The sequence below is a fragment of the Brachybacterium paraconglomeratum genome (assembly GCF_003994255.1).
GTDB lineage: Bacteria > Actinomycetota > Actinomycetes > Actinomycetales > Dermabacteraceae > Brachybacterium > Brachybacterium conglomeratum.
Genome location: NZ_ML133852.1, coordinates 130,674 through 147,170 on the forward strand (window position 1 = coordinate 130,674; position 16,497 = coordinate 147,170).

10 protein-coding genes are annotated in these 16,497 nt (G+C 72.6%); 6 read left to right on the forward strand and 4 right to left on the reverse strand.

The annotated features are described in order from the left end of the window. The first annotated feature begins 33 nt into the window (after window positions 1–33). Window positions 34–1,902, forward strand: a complete 1,869-nt coding sequence (locus tag DS079_RS04715; protein ID WP_126985312.1) for a transketolase — start codon at window positions 34–36, stop codon at window positions 1,900–1,902. A 30-nt stretch (window positions 1,903–1,932) separates the two neighbouring features. Here DS079_RS04715 and DS079_RS04720 read toward each other — a convergent pair whose 3' ends face one another. Together DS079_RS04720 and metG are read right to left on the reverse strand one after the other, a co-directional pair. Continuing rightward, complete coding sequence (locus DS079_RS04720) at window positions 1,933–3,381, reverse strand: sugar porter family MFS transporter (RefSeq protein ID WP_373877735.1); 1,449 nt, start codon at window positions 3,379–3,381, stop codon at window positions 1,933–1,935. Window positions 3,382–3,596: 215 nt separating this feature from the next. Then, window positions 3,597–5,402, reverse strand: a complete 1,806-nt coding sequence (gene metG, locus DS079_RS04725) for a methionine--tRNA ligase (RefSeq protein ID WP_126985316.1) — start codon at window positions 5,400–5,402, stop codon at window positions 3,597–3,599. A 316-nt stretch (window positions 5,403–5,718) separates the two neighbouring features. Here metG and DS079_RS04735 point away from each other — a divergent pair, with 316 nt between their 5' ends. Continuing rightward, window positions 5,719–6,600 carry a DUF817 domain-containing protein gene (locus DS079_RS04735; protein ID WP_126985318.1) on the forward strand — a complete coding sequence of 294 codons (882 nt, stop codon included), beginning with the start codon at window positions 5,719–5,721 and terminating at the stop codon, window positions 6,598–6,600. On the opposite strand, the gene DS079_RS04740 is transcribed toward DS079_RS04735, so the two are convergent. Continuing rightward, complete coding sequence (locus DS079_RS04740) at window positions 6,594–7,406, reverse strand: DUF899 family protein (RefSeq protein ID WP_206516135.1); 813 nt, start codon at window positions 7,404–7,406, stop codon at window positions 6,594–6,596. The genes DS079_RS04735 and DS079_RS04740 overlap by 7 nt on opposite strands. A gap of 306 nt (window positions 7,407–7,712) precedes the next feature. Between DS079_RS04740 and DS079_RS04745 the strand changes: the two genes are divergently transcribed. The 3 genes from DS079_RS04745 to DS079_RS04755 all read left to right on the forward strand — a co-directional run bounded on the left by DS079_RS04745 (window position 7,713) and on the right by DS079_RS04755 (window position 12,063). Then, window positions 7,713–9,326, forward strand: a complete 1,614-nt coding sequence (locus DS079_RS04745) for an ATP-binding cassette domain-containing protein (protein WP_126985320.1) — start codon at window positions 7,713–7,715, stop codon at window positions 9,324–9,326. A 2-nt stretch (window positions 9,327–9,328) separates the two neighbouring features. After that, window positions 9,329–10,717: a UTP--glucose-1-phosphate uridylyltransferase gene (locus tag DS079_RS04750; protein ID WP_126985322.1), complete on the forward strand. Its 1,389-nt coding sequence runs from the start codon at window positions 9,329–9,331 to the stop codon at window positions 10,715–10,717. A gap of 995 nt (window positions 10,718–11,712) precedes the next feature. Further along, window positions 11,713–12,063: a hypothetical protein gene (locus DS079_RS04755; RefSeq protein WP_126985325.1), complete on the forward strand. Its 351-nt coding sequence runs from the start codon at window positions 11,713–11,715 to the stop codon at window positions 12,061–12,063. A gap of 233 nt (window positions 12,064–12,296) precedes the next feature. On the opposite strand, the gene DS079_RS04760 is transcribed toward DS079_RS04755, so the two are convergent. After that, the gene (locus DS079_RS04760) at window positions 12,297–15,761 is read right to left on the reverse strand and encodes a proline dehydrogenase family protein (RefSeq protein ID WP_126985694.1); all 3,465 of its coding nucleotides are present in this window, start codon (window positions 15,759–15,761) and stop codon (window positions 12,297–12,299) included. 283 nt (window positions 15,762–16,044) lie between these two features. Between DS079_RS04760 and DS079_RS04765 the strand changes: the two genes are divergently transcribed. After that, window positions 16,045–16,449, forward strand: coding sequence for a hypothetical protein (locus DS079_RS04765; RefSeq protein WP_126985327.1), 405 nt, complete (start codon window positions 16,045–16,047; stop codon window positions 16,447–16,449). The last annotated feature ends 48 nt before the right edge of the window (window positions 16,450–16,497 follow it).

The following is a 16,497-nucleotide window of genomic DNA, read 5'->3' on the forward strand; positions in this document are numbered from 1 at the left end:
GGTCAGGCAGGATCCGCCACGGAAGGACTCCCCATGACCACGACCATGCACGACGGACTCTCCCTCGAGCAGGTCCGCGAGCTCGCCGCCCAGCTGCGGGTCGACTCGATCCGCTCCTCGACCGCCGCCGGCTCGGGACATCCCACCTCCAGCCTGTCCGCCGCCGACCTGCTGGCCGTCCTCATGTCGCGCCACCTGCGCTACGACTGGGACGACCCCGACACCCCCGGCAACGACCACCTGATCTTCTCGAAGGGACACGCCTCGCCCCTGCTGTACTCGGTGTTCCGGGCGGCCGGCGTCGTGTCCGAGCAGGAGCTGCTGGAGGGCTACCGACGCTTCGGCCAGCGGCTCGAGGGGCACCCCACCCCTGTCCTGCCCTGGGTCGACGTCGCCACCGGCTCGCTCGGCCAGGGACTGCCCGACGGCGTCGGCATCGCTCTGGCGGGCGCGAAGCTCGAGAAGGCCCCGTACCGGGTCTGGGTGCTCGCCGGCGACAGCGAGCTCGCCGAGGGCTCGATGTGGGAGGCCCTCGCGACCGCCTCCCACTACGGGCTCACGAACCTGGTGACCGTCGTCGACGTGAACCGGCTCGGCCAGCGCGGCGAGACCGCGCTGGGATGGGACATGGACGCCTATGCCGCCCGTGTCGAGGCATTCGGCGCGGAGGCGGTCGTGGTCGACGGACATGACGTCGAGGCGATCGACGCCGCCCTCGCCCGTGCCGACGAGGACCTCGAGCGGCCGCTGGTGATCCTCGCCCGCACCGTCAAGGGCAAGGGGATCCCCGGGGTCGAGGACGAGGAGGACTGGCACGGCAAGCCCATGCCCGAGGAGCGTGCCGAGGAGGCGATCGACGCGCTCGGCGGCGTCCGCTCGCTGCAGGTGCGCGGTCCCCGCCCGCCCGAGGTTGAGCGCCGCTCGGCGTCCCGCGGTCAGGTCGAGCTGCCGACCTTCGACGTGGGAGAGGAGATCGCCACCCGCAAGGCCTACGGGCCGGCGCTGGCAGCCCTCGCCGACGTCGATCCCCGTGTGGTGGCGCTGGACGGGGAGGTGTCCAACTCCACCGGCGTCGCAGACTTCGTCCAGGCGCATCCCGAGAGGTTCTTCGAGATGTTCATCGCCGAGCAGCAGATGGTCGCCGCCGCGACCGGCCTGGCCGCCCGCGGGTACATCGCCTACGCCTCGTCCTTCGCGGCCTTCCTCAGCCGCGCCGCGGACTTCGTCCGCATGGCCCCCGTCTCCCGGGCCGACCTGCGACTGGTCGGCTCGCACGCAGGGGTGGAGATCGGCGCCGACGGCCCCTCCCAGATGGGCCTGGAGGACCTCGCCATGATGGCGGCGACGCAGGGCTCCACGGTGCTGTACCCGAGCGACGCGACCTCGACCGCCGCCCTGGTCGCCGCGATGGCTGACCTGCACGGCGTCAGCTACCTGCGGACCACCCGCGGCGGATACCCGGTGCTCTACGGGCCCGAGGAGGAGTTCCCCGTCGGCGGGTCCAAGACCCTGCGCCGCAGCTCGCACGACGCGGTCACCCTCATCGGCGCCGGCGTGACGCTGCACGAGGCGCTCGGCGCGGCCGATGCGCTGGCCGAGGAGGGCGTGCAGACTCGCGTGATCGACGCGTACTCGGTCAAGCCGATCGATGCCGAGGGCATCCGCGCGGCCGTCGCCGAGACCGGCGGGCGCGCGGTGGTGGCCGAGGATCACCATCCCGAGGGCGGGCTGGGCGCGGCGGTGCTCGCGGCGCTGGCCGCCGAGCCGCTCGCCGATCTGCACCTCGAGCACCTCGCGGTCGACGGGGTGCCGGGCTCCGGCACCACCGCCGAGCTGCTGGACTGGGCCGGCATCGACGCCGCGCACATCGCGCGCGCGGCGCGGGCGGTGCTGGAGGGCTGAGCCTCCTGCACAGGGGCGGCGGGACTGTGCTCAGCCGTCGGCCGCGACGTCGCTGGCCTCCCCCCGCCGTCCCAGGCGCAGCTGGTCCATGTCCTCCAGCTCGCGGCCCTTCGTCTCGGGGACCCACCGCGCCACGAACAGCAGGCTCAGCAGTGCGAAGGCCGCATACAGGCCGTAGGCGAAGCTCAGGCCGATCTCCGAGAGCGTCGGGAAGGTCGCCGAGACCGCCCAGTTCGCGCCCCACTGGGCCGCGGCCGCGACCGCGAGGGCCGAGGCGCGGATCCGGTTGGGGAAGATCTCGCCCAGCAGCACCCAGACCAGCGGGCCCCACGTGGTGCCGAAGAACATCACGAAGGCGTTGGCGCTGATCAGCGCCACGGTCGACCACGGATCGGGCAGCGACACCGACTCCGCCCCGGCCGCCGTCTCCCCGAAGGAGAAGGCCAGCGCCATGAGTCCCAGCGACACCGTCATGCCCGCCGAGCCGACGAGCAGCATGACGCGGCGGCCCACCCTGTCCACCAGCAGGATCGCGATGATCGTCGCGACGATGTTCATCACCGAGGTGATGGTGGAGGTCAGCAGCGCCTGGGACTCGTCGAAGCCGACCGACTGCCACAGCGTGGTCGAGTAGTAGAAGATCACGTTGATGCCCACGAGCTGCTGGAACAGCGACAGCGCGATCCCCAGCCACACGATCGGCAGCAGCCCGAAGCGGCCGCCGAGCAGGTCCCGCAGGCTCTCCCGGCTCTCCCGCTCCAGGGAGTGGCTGATCTGCTCGATCTTGAGATTCACGTCGAGCTCGCCGGTGAAGTCGTAGAGCACCTTCGAGGCCTTGTCCCGCTCGCCCTTGCCGATGAGATAGCGCGGCGACTCCGGCAGGAACAGGGCCATCACGCCGTAGACCGCGGCGGGCACGGCCTCGATCATGAACATCCAGCGCCAGGCGGCGACCCCGAACCAGTAGGACTCCGCGGCGCCGCCGGCGGTGTTCGCGATCACCGCATTGGACAGCAGCGCCGTGAAGATGCCCAGCACGATCGCGAGCTGCTGCAGCGAGCCGAGGCGCCCGCGGTATCTCGCGGGTGCGACCTCGGCGATGTAGGCCGGGGCGATGACGCTCGCGGCGCCGACGCCGAGCCCGCCCACGAGGCGCCACACGATCAGGTCCCACACCCCGAAGGCGAGCCCCGAGCCGATCGCGGAGACGAAGAACAGGATCGCGGCGATGACCATCACCGGGATGCGGCCGAAGCGGTTGGCGAGGGAGCCCGCGAACCAGGCACCCACGGCGCACCCGAGCAGCGCGGAGGAGACGGCGAAGCCGGTCAGGCCCGCCCCGAGCGAGAACTCCGCGGAGAGGGCACCGACGGCGCCGTTGATCACCGAGGTGTCGAAGCCGAAGAGGAAGCCGCCGACGGCCGCGGCGATGCTGATCCCGACCACCTTCGGGTTGAGGGTCTGTGCGGGTGCGCTCATGGGGACCATCTCCTCGGGTCGGCGTCCGACGCATCGTCCAGGTGCTGGTCACCGTACACCTCCGAGGGCCGACGAGGACTGCTCCTCATCCGCTGCGCCGCACCTGCTCCGCATAGTCGTCGAGGATCGCCAGGAGGCCCTGTAGTCACACTTTCCTCCGAAAGTGTTACTACAGGGCGGTCGTGGTCACGGTTCCCGCTCCGCAGCCGGAGGGATCAGGCCTCGTCGGCGGCCTCCGCCTCGAGCCTCTCGAGCTCCTGCTCGGCCACGGCCGGGTCGAGCTTGACGAAGATCGGGGTCGGCTTCACGACGGTCTGCCCCACGGTCACCGGGCGGTGCTCCCAGGCGGGCACGGCCGTGTAGTCGCCGGTGATGATCGGGTAGCCCGGGCCGCCGTCGAGGTCTTCGACCTCGTCGATGCGGGGCATCGGGGCGATCTCCCGGTCCCCGCCGAGCGCCTTCTCCACGGCGTTGGCCGAGTGGGGGAGGAAGGGGGCGAGCATCGTGTTGAGATCGGTGACCGCCTGGGCGAGCACGTGCAGCACGGTGAGCAGGCGCGGACGCTGCTCCTCGGCCTTCATCTTGAACGGCTCTGTGCGGGAGACGTAGGCGTTCGCCTCGGCCACCAGGCGCATGATCTCCGCGATCGCGGCGCGCTGGCGGTGACTCTCGATGAGCTTCCCGACGGTCGTGAAGCCCGTGCGGATCTGGTCGAGCAGCGCGGTGTCGACGTCCTCGAGCTCGCCGGCGGCCGGGATCTCCCCGACGTTCTTCGCGATCATCGCGGCGGTGCGGTTGACGAGATTGCCCCAGCCGGCGACCAGCTCGTTGTTGGTGCGGGAGACGAAGTCGACCCAGGTGAAGTCCGCGTCGTGGTTCTCGGGGCCCGCGGCGGAGATGAAGTAGCGCAGCGCATCGGGCTGGTAGCGCTCGAGCACGTCGCGCACATAGATGACGATCCCCTTGGAGGAGGAGAACTTCTTGCCCTCCATCGTGAGGAACTCGGAGGAGACGACCTCGGTGGGCAGGGTCAGCTCGCCGAAGCGGCCGGGCTCGCCGCCCTTGTCGCCCTCGCCGTTCTGGGCGATCATCTCCGCCGGCCAGATCTGCGAGTGGAAGACGATGTTGTCCTTGCCCATGAAGTAGTAGGCGAGGGTCTCGGGATCGTTCCACCAGCGGCGCCACGCCTCGGGGTCCCCGGAGCGGCGCGCCCACTCGATCGAGGCGGAGAGATAGCCGATCACCGCGTCGAACCAGACGTACAGGCGCTTGTTCGGCTGGTCCTCCCAACCCGGGACCGGGATGCCCCAGTCGATGTCGCGGGTCATCGCACGGGGCTTGATGTCCTCGAGGATGTTCTGGCTGAACCGGATCACGTTCGGGCGCCACAGACCGGTCGCCTCCCGCTCGTCGAGCCAGCGGCCGAGCTCCGCGGCGAGCGCCGGCAGGTCGAGGAACCAGTGCGAGGTCTCGATGAACTCCGGGGTCTCGCCGTTGATGCGGGAGACCGGGTCGATGAGATCCGTCGGGTCCAGCTGATTGCCGCAGTTGTCGCACTGGTCGCCGCGCGCGCCGCCCGCGCCGCAGATCGGGCAGGTGCCCTCGATGTAGCGATCGGGGAGGGTGCGGCCGGTCGACGGGGAGATCGCGCCCGAGGTGGTCTGCTCGATCATGTAGCCGTTGTCCCGCACGGCGACGAACATGTCCTGCACCACCTGGTAGTGGTTGCGGGTCGTGGTGCGGGTGAACAGGTCGTAGGACAGGCCGAGCGCGACCAGGTCCTCGACGATGAGCCGGTTGTTGCGGTCGGCGAGCTCGCGGGCGGAGATGCCCTCCTTGTCGGCCTCGACGAGGATCGGCGTGCCGTGCTCGTCGGTGCCGGAGACCATGAGCACGTCGTGGCCCGCCATCCGCATGTAGCGCGAGAAGACGTCGGAGGGGACGCCGAAGCCGGCGACGTGGCCGATGTGGCGGGGACCGTTGGCGTACGGCCAGGCGACCGCGGACAGGACTGTGCTCATGGGATCCGATTCTAGGGGAGGCGGGGCGCGGCGCGTTCCGTCCCCGATGCGCGGTGCAGCACCGCGTGCCATCCGCACCTCGCCGCGGCCTGGACGTGACGGGGCGAGTCGTCCAGGAACGCGATCCGCTCCGGCAAACGATGTGCGCCGTGCCGTCGGAGGACATCCGCTCATCGTAGGCGCGGGGTGCGGCGTCGGGGCCGACCACGACGGCGCCGCTGCCGTCGGCCCGACTCCTCAGGAGCTCCCCGTCCTCTCCCCGGAACGCCCACGACGTCTCGCGAGGACCTGCGCATCGCGCGACGAGACTGGGCGGATGACCCCTGACCGTGTCCCCTTCACCCCGCTCGAGGAGCGGATCGATCGGTGGGCGCAGCGCCGCACCTCGACCCTCGCGACCGCGGGCGGGATGAGGCGGGCCCGCCTCGTCGAGCTCGTCGTGTTCGGCCTCAAGCAGGCCTGGGCGTGCGTGTTCGGAGCGGTGATGCTCGTGCTGCTGGTGACCGCGCGAGTGCTGTACCCGGACGATGCGCCGCTCGCTCGCGCCGACGCGCTCGTCCTCGCGGCGGTCGCGGTGCAGGTCGCGATGCTCGCCCTGCGCCTGGAGAGCCTGCGGGAGATGGGCGTGATCGCTCTCTTCCACCTGGTCGGGACCGCGATGGAGGTGTTCAAGACGGCGGTCGGATCCTGGGCCTACGAGACCGACGGACTCCTGCGGATCGGCGAGGTGCCGCTGTACACAGGGTTCATGTACGCGGCCGTCGGCTCCTACATGGTGCGCGTGATGCGCCTGTTCGACCTGCGCTTCACCCGCTACCCGCCGCTGCTCGCGACCGCTGCGCTGGCAGCGGCGATCTACGCGAACTTCTTCACCCACCACTACCTGCCCGACGCCCGCTGGGTGCTGCTCGCGGCGATGCTGCTGCTCTACGGGCGGTGCGCGATGTCGCTGCGCGTCCATCGCCGGGCGCCCTGGCGGCGGATGCCCGTGATCGCCGCCTTCCTCGGCGTCGCGGGGCTGCTGTGGGTCGCGGAGAACGTCGGCACCGCCGCCGGGGCGTGGATCTACCCTCATCAGCGCGCGGGCTGGGAGCTCGTGCCGGCCTCGAAGTTCGTCTCCTGGCTGCTGCTGATGATGGTGTCGGTCGTGCTCGTCACGCTCGTGCATCGGCCGCGGAGGCCGGAACGGGCTCAGTGATGCATGCCGGTGCGGCCGAGGGTGGTCTGCGCGGTCGCACCGGGGCGCGTCCACTGCGCCGCCGGCCGGCCCGTCGGCCCCCAGGTGGGGTTCCCGTCGACGTCGGTGCGCCAGAACCAGCAGGCGTCGCGCTCGGCGATGCGCCCCGCGGGCATGTCCTGCCAGGCCTCGCGCCGGCCGAAGGCGGTCAGGTCCAGCAGTGCGAGGGTCGGATCGGAGATCTCCGTGCCGCGCCCGGTGATCGCGTAGGTGAGGAAGACGCGGTCGCCCTCGCGCACATAGCACTGCAGGTAGCCCATGTCGCCTCCGATCGGCGGGGCGGTCTCCCGGACCGAGAACCACGGCTCGGTGTAGCCCATGAACGCCACGAACGGCGCGACCTCCTCCCAGGCGCCGGTGGTGAGGATCGCGAAGGACACGCCGGCGGCGCGCAGATAGGTCGCATCGTGCAGATGCCAGGCGGTCATCGTGCAGCCCTCGCACTGGCCCTGGTGCGGCGCGCCGTCCCACCACATGTGCTGGTAGACGAGCAGCTCGTCGCGCCCCTCGAAGAGGCTGCGGAAGGGGACCGGCCCGTCGGCGCCGACCACCTCGGCGTCGCCGTCGACCTCGAGCATCGGCATGCGGCGGCGCTTCGCGGCGAGGGCGTCGCCGGCGCGGGTGTGCGCCTTCTCCTCGAGCAGCAGCTCGGCGCGGGCGGCCTCCCAGGTCTCCCGGTCCACCACCTCGGGCAGGCCGGGACCGGGAGCGCCGGCGCCGTCGGCAGGAACGTCGTCGGCAGGGATCCTGTGCGGACGGTCGGTCATGTCGCCTCCAGCGGATCGCGCGTCGGACGGCGGTGCCCGGCGCGCTCCACCACGAGTCAAGCACCGCTCGGGGCTCGGGGGGAAGGCCTCGGGCGTCGACCGGGCGGAAATCGGGTGACAGCGCCGCCGGGTCGCTCCTACGGTGGCCCCATGACGACCTGCTTCCTCGGCACCTGCGCCATCGCGCGCCCCCGCGCCCGCCGCTGACGGCGGCGCCCCTCCACCACCCCGCGCTGCCGTCCGGACCTCCACCGGGCGGCGATCCGCCGTGCCCGGTGACACCCACCACCGGAAGGCACCCGAACCATGTCCCAGCGGACCCCCTCTCATCTCCGCGCCCGCGAGCTGCAGCTCTCGCGCGGCGGGCGCGTCCTCCTCACCGGCATCGACCTGACCCTCGTCCGCGGAGCCGTGCTCGCCGTGGTCGGCGAGAACGGACGCGGCAAGACCACCCTCCTGGACGCGCTGGCCGGGACGCTCGAGCCCGACGCCGGGACCGTGGAGCGCCACGGTGCCCTCGGCATGGTGCGCCAGGAGCTCGCCACCGCCGACGCCGACGGCCCCCGCACCGTCGGCGACCTGCTCGATGCGCTCCTCGCCCGGCCCCTCGCCGCGCTGCGCGAGCACGACGCCGCCGCCGACGCGCTCGCCGACGGCACCGCCGAGGCCGCGCGACGCTACGACGACGCCCTCGCCCGGGTCACCGCCCTGGACGCCTGGGACGCGCCGCGGCGGCTCGAGGTCGCCCTCGAGGAGGTCGGCGCCGTCACCGATCGCGAGCGCGAGCTGACCGCCCTCTCGGTGGGACAGCGGTACCGGGTGCGGCTGGCCGGCGTGATCGCCGCCCGCGACGAGATCCTGCTGCTCGACGAGCCCACCAACCACCTCGACGCGCGGGGGCTCGCGCACCTCACGCGGGCTCTGCGCGAGCACCCCGGCGCGGTCGCCCTGGTCTCCCACGACCGGGCGCTGCTGGAGGACGTCGCCACCTCCGTGCTCGATCTCGACCCCACCGAGGACGGACGCCCCCTGCTCGTCGGCGGCGGACTCGCCGGCTGGGAGCAGGCCCGGCGCCGCGCGCGCACGGCCTGGGAGGAGGCCTACCGTGCCCAGCAGGAGGAGCAGCGTCGCCTCCAGGAGGGAGCCGATGCGGCCCGCTCGCGCCTGTCGACCGGATGGCGGCCCGACAAGGGCACCGGCAAGCACCAGCGGCAGTCCCGCGCACCGGGCACCGTCCGCGCCCTGAACGACCGGCTCGCCCGGCTCGAGGAGCACCGCCTGGACGTGCCGCCCCCGCCGCCGAGGCTGTCGCTGCCGGATTCCGGCACGTGTGCCGGGACCCCGCTGCTGCGCGCCGACGGGGTGCGGGTGGACCGGGCCGATGGGCGCCGGGCCGATGGGAGCAGGGCCGAAGCGGACTCCGCCGGTCCGGACCGCACCCCGGACCCGTCGGCCCCGCCCCGGCTGCCCGAGACGACGCTTCGCCTCGAGGGCGGGGACCGGCTGCTGGTCGTCGGACCCAACGGCGCCGGGAAGACGACGCTGCTGCGGGTGCTCGCGGGCGACCTCTCGCCGGACGCAGGGGCGGTGCGAGTGCTCGGCCGTGCCCGCCTGGCCCTCCTCGCCCAGGAGGACGAGCGACAGGAGCCGCGCCGCAGCAGTCCGGGGGAGCGGCGACGCCGGGCCCTGTCGCGGCTCTTCTCCGAGCGGCCCGACGTGCTGCTCCTGGACGAGCCCACCAACCACCTCGGCATCAGCGGGGTGGACGACCTGCTGGAGGCGCTCGAGCGCACCCCGTCGGCCGTGGTCGTCGCGAGCCACGACCGCACCGTGCTGCGCCGCCTGGCGCACTGGCCGCGCCTCGATCTCGGCGAGGCGGTGCCGGATGCGGCAGGGCGAGCGGGAGTCGATACGCTGTGACCATGAGCAACGAAGGACTCGCCGCAGCGCAGCAGAAGATGAAGGACGCAGGGGTCGCGCAGACCGCGATCGACGTCTTCTCCCACTACTACGGGCAGCTCGAGGAGGGGGTGACCGGCACGATCCCCGAGGACACGATCGAGCCGTACCTGGACCCCACCCACCTCGACGACGTGAAGATCGACGTGGCCGAGGCGAAGAAGGTCTTCGACAAGCTCGCGATCATCAACCTCAACGGCGGCCTCGGCACCTCCATGGGGCTGGACCGGGCGAAGTCGCTGCTGCCCGTGCGGGACGGGAAGAGCTTCCTGGACCTCATCGTCGAGCAGGTCCTCGCCGCCCGCCGCGGCACGAACTCGCGCCTGCCGCTGATCTTCATGAACTCCTTCCGCACCCGCGAGGACACCCTCGAGGTGCTCTCGAAGTACCCCGACCTGCCCGTCGGCGACCTGCCGCTGGACTTCCTGCAGAACAAGGAGCCCAAGCTCCGCACCGACGACCTCACCCCCGTCGAGTGGGAGGCGGACCCCGACCTCGAGTGGTGCCCGCCCGGCCACGGCGACATCTACACCGCCCTGCAGACCTCGGGCCTGCTCCAGCAGCTGCTCGACGCCGGCTTCAAGTACGCCTCGGTTTCCAACTCCGACAACCTCGGCACCGTGCCGAGCCCGGTGCTCGCCGCCTGGTTCGCCTCCACTGGCGCGCCCTACGCCGCCGAGCTGTGCCGCCGCACCCCCGCGGACCGCAAGGGCGGCCACCTCGCGGTGCGGAAGTCCGACGGGCGGCTCATCCTGCGCGACACCGCGCAGACCCCGACGGAGGAGATGGACTACTTCACCGACGAGCACCGCCACCCGTTCTTCCACACCAACAACCTGTGGTGGGACCTCGAGCAGCTCGACGCGATCCTCAAGGAGAAGGGTGGCGTCATGGGCCTGCCGCTGATCCGGAACGAGAAGACCGTGGACCCCTCCGACAAGTCCTCCACGCCCGTCTACCAGATCGAGTCCGCGATGGGCGCCGCGATCGAGGTGTTCGACGGCGCGACCGCGATCGTGGTGGGCCGCGACCGGTTCCTGCCCGTGAAGGCCACCAGCGACCTGTTCCTGATCCGCTCCGACGCCTACGCGCTCGACGAGCGGAACGCCCTGGTCCAGCAGGTTCAGAGCGTGCCGTCGGTCTCCCTGGAGTCCGGCTCCTACAAGCTGATCCAGGACTTCGAGCTCCGCTTCCCGCAGGGCGTGCCCTCGCTCAAGGAGGCCACGAGCCTGGACGTGCAGGGCGACTGGACCTTCGGGGCCGACGTCGAGATCGTGGGCGAGGCCGTGCTCGGCGAGGAGGGCGGCGAGGTGCCCGAGGGCGCCCGCGTCGGCACCCCCGCCGCCGGCTGACCCCGGCCGGGCGGGGGCCGTCGGCTCCGGGCCGGCTCGCACCGAACCAGCCGCCTCGTCGGCCCCGACCGAGCCGCCGCCCGTCCACTGGCACGTCGAGTGGCAGCTTTCGACCGGTATCACTGAGCGATACCGGTTGAAGCCTGCCACTCGATCTGTGTACAGGGACGCACAGGGGTGGGGCACGACCCTCAGCGTCGGAGTTCCGGAGCACCGCCGGGCCGGCGTGGTGGGGAGGAGACGTCTCCGTCGAGCCGTGAGCAGGCCGTTGTGGATGCCTGGGACGGTTCGGTGCGACGACGGCCGATGCTGTCGTCATGTCCCGCGCTCCGAGTCCTCTGCCCGAGACATTGCGATACGCCATCTTCTCCACCGCCGAGGCGCTGGCGGCCGGGGTGGACCCGACGCGGCTGACACGCAGCGACCTCCGGCCGCTGGTCCGAGGTCTCTGGGCGAGAGCAGACCGGACAGTCACCGAACGCGAGATCGTCGCCGCCCTGTGCAGGGTCGATCCGACGGCCTTCGCGGCAGGGCTCACGGCGGCGCGACTGTGGGGGATGCCCCTGCCCGGCGTCTTCTCGATGCCGGTGACCGAACCTCCCAGGCAGGCTCACGTGGTCGTGGGCTCGGAGATCCTTCCTCCGCGCGACGGTGCTGTCGACAGACGGCTCCACATGGCCACACCCGGTAGGCGCCGGCAGGGCACCCGGCTTGTGCGCTGGAGTCGTGTGGAGGCGGAGACGGTGGGGCTCCTCGAGGCGCGGAACGGTCCGGCTGTCCGCCTCGTGTCCCGGGTCGGGACCTTCCTCAGCCTGGGCGCCGTCCTCGACGTCGGTGCGCTGGTGGCGATAGGTGACCACCTCGTCCGACGCCCGCGTCAGGAGTACGAGGGACGGTCCCGGCCGTACGCCACGATCCCCGAGCTCGTCGCTGCGGCAGACGGCCACCGTGGTCGAGGCGCTCGCCGGGTGCGCGAGGCGATCGCACAGGTGAGGATGTCCAGCGATTCCCCGCCGGAGACCGCGCTGCGTCTCGCGATGGTCGCCGCCGGGCTGCCGGAGCCGCTCGCGAATGCCCCGGCACGTCAGGAGTGCGCGGGAGGGGAGGTCGTCGAGCTCGGCGAGCCGGATCTCCACTGGCCGCAGTGGAAGCTCGCGCTCGAGCACGAAGGTCCGTCCCATCTGCACCGCCGTCAGCAGGACCGCGACATCGATCGAGGGGACCGGCGACGGGATGCGGGGTGGGTGGAACTGCGCACGACGGCGAAGGATCTTCGCGCCGGCTGCGCTCCGGCAGTGACGAAGGTGCGTCGCGAGCTGGTGCGGGGCGGGTGGCGGCCGGGTTGAGCGCGGCTCGCTGCTGGGTGGACAGCGGCGCGCCGCGGGGCTGAGCCGGGCGTCCAGCCGCTCCTCGGCGGAAAGGTGGGTGTGGAGGCCCGCCGACGAGATCGAGTGGCAGGTTTCCACCGGTATCGCTCAGTGATACCGATCGAAACCTGCCACTCGATGTGCCGGCGTCCGGGCGGCGGCCGGGCCGGCGGGGACAGGCCGGCCGACGGGACGGGGCTGGGCCTGTGGGGTCAGCGGGGGCCGCGGGCCCAGCCCCTGCCGCCGGTGAGGTCCAGGGGGTGCGGCAGCGGGTTGCCGTAGCGGTGGTTCGTCGCGCTGATCGCCTGCTCCTGCAGGAAGGTCAGCAGCTCGGCGCGTCCCGAGGCGAGCACGGGACCGGTGAACAGGGCGACCTCGACGCGCTGGGCGTGCGCGTCCCGCAGCGCGTCGTCGACCTCGCCGATCACGCGCACGCGGCGCTGGGCGAGCCGGCCGATACGGGCGGCGAAGGTCGCCGCGTCCTCGTGGACGACCGTGACGGGCACCGATGTGCCGGCGCCCACGGCCCGTGCGATCGGGAGCAGCGCCTCGTCGGCGACGGACACCTCGACCTCGGCGCCGGCGGTGCGCGCGGCATGCAGCACCCGCTCGAGCTCCACCGGCGTCGTCCCGTCGGCCGCGCGGACCATGACCGGCAGCGGCAGGTGGCGCAGCAGGTTGATCTCGCCGTGGACCTCCTGCTCGTCGCGCGGGGCGAAGAACCCGTCGATCTCCTCGCGGTCGAAGTCGCACGCCGCCTCGAGCCAGGCCTGCGGGTCCTCGGTGCGGGAGGGGACGGAGGCGGAGTCGGCGAGGTCCTGCAGGTGCAGCAGGTAGTGCGGGCCGCCCGCCTTCGCGGTCTGTCCGATCGCGGAGCGCTTCCAGCCGCCGAAGGGCTGTCGCTGCACGATCGCGCCGGTGATGCCCCGGTTGACGTAGAGGTTCCCCGCCTCGACGTGCTCGGTCCACCAGGCGATCTCGGAGGGCTCGAGGGAGTGCAGCCCCGCGGTGAGCCCGTAATCGGTGCCGTTCTGCATCCGCACGGCGTCCTCGAGGGTGTCGGCGTGCATGATGCCGAGGACCGGCCCGAAGTACTCGGTGCGGTGGAAGGCGGAGCCCTCGCGCACGCCGATCCGCACGCCCGGCGTCCACAGCCGTCCCTCCTCGTCGAGCCGGCGCGGCTCGGCGAGCCAGGTCTCGCCCTCCCCGAGCTCTGTGAGGCCCGCGGCGAGCTTCTCGCCGGGCGGCTCGATGATCGGCCCCATCCGCACCGTCGGGTCGACGGGCTCGCCGACCTCGAGGGACAGCACCGCGTCGGCGAGCTGCGCGTTGAAGCGGCGGGAGCGGGAGACGGAGCCGACGGTGATCACGAGGCTCGCCGCGGAGCACTTCTGCCCGGCATGGCCGAAGGCCGACAGCGCCACGTCCCGGGCGGCGAGGTCGAGATCCGCCTGCGGGGTCACGATGATCGCGTTCTTGCCGCTCGTCTCGGCGAGGATCCGCAGATCGGGGCGCCAGGACGCGAACAGGGCGGCGGTGTCGTAGGCGCCGGTGAGGATCAGCTGGTCGAAGCGGGGATGGGCGATGAGGGAGCGCCCCACCTCGTCCTCGGGCACGTCCACGAGCGTGAACACGCCCTCCGGCACCCCGGCCTCGTGGAAGAGACGTCCCAGCAGCGCGCCGCAGCGTCGCGCCTGCGGGGCCGGCTTCATGATCACGGCGCTGCCCGTCACCAGTGCGGCGAGGGCCCCGCCGGTCGGGATCGCGACCGGGAAGTTCCACGGCGGGGTGACCAGCGTCAGGGTGCGCGGGGTCAGCGCGAGGTCGCGGCGCGCGGCGAGGCGCTCGGCCTGCTCGGCGTAGAAGAGCGCGAAGTCGATCGCCTCGCTGACCTCGGGATCGCCCTGCTCGAAGGTCTTCCCGGTCTCGGAGGCCATCACCTCCAGCAGCTCGGCGCGGTGCGCGGCCAGGGTGCCGGCGACTCGGCGGAGCACCAGGGCACGCTTCTCGACCGGCATCGCGGCCCAGGCCGGCTGCGCCGCGAGCGCCGCCTGCACCGTGGTCTCGACCTCGTCCGTGGTGGTCAGACGCGCGGCACGGGACTCCTCGACGCCGAGCTCCGAGCCGCGGATGCGATGGGTGATGCCGGCTGCCCACTCCTGGTTCGCGGCTGTGGACAGATCGGTGTCCGGGGTGCCGTGGAAGGCGCCGGGCACCGCGGGCAGCGCGAGGCTGCCCAGCTCGAGCCGCGCTCCGGTCTCCGCCGCACGGTCCTGGACCCGGTGCGTGTCCGGGGCGTCCTCGCTCCGGGCGAGGTCGAGGGCACGGGTGAACCGGTCCTGCTCGCGGGCGAACAGCTCCTCGGAAGAGTCGAGGTCGAAGGCCGCGGAGAGGAAGTTCTCCGAGGAGGCGTTCTCCTCCAGACGACGCACCAGGTAGGAGACGGCCACGTCGAAATGACGCGGATGGACGATCGGGACGTACAGGCGCATCGTCCCGGTCGCCTCCCGCACCACGGCCTGCTGCCCCGGGGCCATGCCCGCGAGCATCTCGAACTCGACGCCGTGCCCGGGACCGCTCGGGATCCCGCGCTCGGCCATGAGCAGGTGGGCGAAGGCGACGTCGAAGAGGTTGTGCCCGGCGACGCCGAGGTGCACCGCCTCGAGCCGGCCCGGGTCCATCGCCTCGAGCAGCATCCGCTTGTACTGCGCGTCGGTCTCCAGCTTCGAGGGCAGCGGGGCCTGCGGCCAGCCGTGCACCGAGGCGTCGACCTTCTCCATCGCGAGGTTCGCCCCCTTGACCAGGCGCACCTTGACCGGCGCGCCGCCGTCCGCGACCCGGCGCTCGGCGAAGCGGCGCACCCGCGCCATCGCCCGCGGCGCATCGGGGAGATAGGCCTGCAGCACGATCCCGGCGTGGAGCTGCGCGAGCTCGGGACGGTCCAGGAGCGTCTCGAACACCTCCAGGGTCAGCTCGAGGTCCCGGTACTCCTCCATGTCGAGGTTCAGGAACGTGGGGGAGTCGGTGCGGGCGGCGTCGAGATAGATCGGCAGCAGCGTCTCGACCACGTGGTCGACGGTCTCGGCCGCTCCCCACAGCGGCAGGTGCTCCACGATCGAGGACACCTTGATCGAGACGTAGTCGACGTCGGGCCGGGAGACGATCTCGTGCACGCCCGCGAGGCGCCTCGCCGCCTCCTGCGCGCCGAGCACGGCCTCGCCGAGCAGGTTGATGTTCAGCGTCGTCCCGTCGGCCGTGAGCCGGGAGAGGGAGGCGGTCAGCGGCCCGGGGCGGGCGTCGAGGATCAGATGGGAGACCATCCTGCGCATGGCGGCGCGGGCGGTGGGCACCACCACCGAGGGCGCCAGGCGCGAGGCGGCGCCGCCGAGGCCGACGACGCGGCGCAGCGGGGCGGGGAGGAAGGCCGGCGGGTCCTGGGCGAGGCGACGCAGCTCGACCGCCGCGGCGCGGGGGTCCTCGGGGCGGATCACCCGGTCCACGAAGGCGAGCGTGAAGTCGAGCCCCTTCGGATCGCGCAGCAGGTCGGAGAGGAGTCCGGCGGCGGCCGGGACCTCGCGTCCGGCGGCGTCCTGCACCCAGGTGCGCACCTGGGCGGCGACGTCCTCGGCGGTGAGGGCGGTCGTGCGCAGGGCGTCGCGGTCGGAGGGCTGGGGCACGGGGGACAACGCGGGTCTTCTCCTCGATCACGGATCTCGCCGGACCCTCGGGGGCGACGGCGCGGGCACCATCGCCCGTCACCCCGATCGTAGGTCCTCGGCGGGCCCGCGGCGGGCCCGAGCGGCGCGCAGGCGTGGAGATCCTGTGACCGGATCGGGACGGTTCCGGGACGACTCCGCGCGGACCGTCCGGTCAGCATCCGCCTCCGAGCGCCCCGGCGACTGTGACACGATGCGGGAGCACACCGCACCACACACCACCCGGACGCCACTGGAGGCATCGATGAAGAAGTTCATTTTCCTGGCCGGTCTCGGCATCGGCTTCGTGATCGGGTCCCGTGCGGGCCGCGGCCCCTACGAGTCCCTCGAGCGCACCGCCCGCCAGGTCGCCGACGATCCCGAGGTCCAGCGCCGCGCCGCGCAGGCCAAGGACACCGCGACCCGCGTCGCGCAGGACACCGCCGGGACCGTCAAGGACAAGGCCCCCGAGGTCGCCTCCGCCGCCCAGGGAGCGGTGGTCGGCGCGGCCGGCGCCGCGAAGGAGCGCCTCTCGAACAGCTCCGACGCGACCCTCGACGAGGACGCGGCGAAGGTCGCGGACGCCTCCGCCGACACGGACCTCGCAGCCGGCAGCGCGGCCGCCGGCGGCGACGCCGAGGTGGGCGAGGACAAGCCCCTCAGCTCCTGAGCAGCACCCGGGTCCGACGGGCCCGCCCCGACGCGCAGCGGCGCGTCG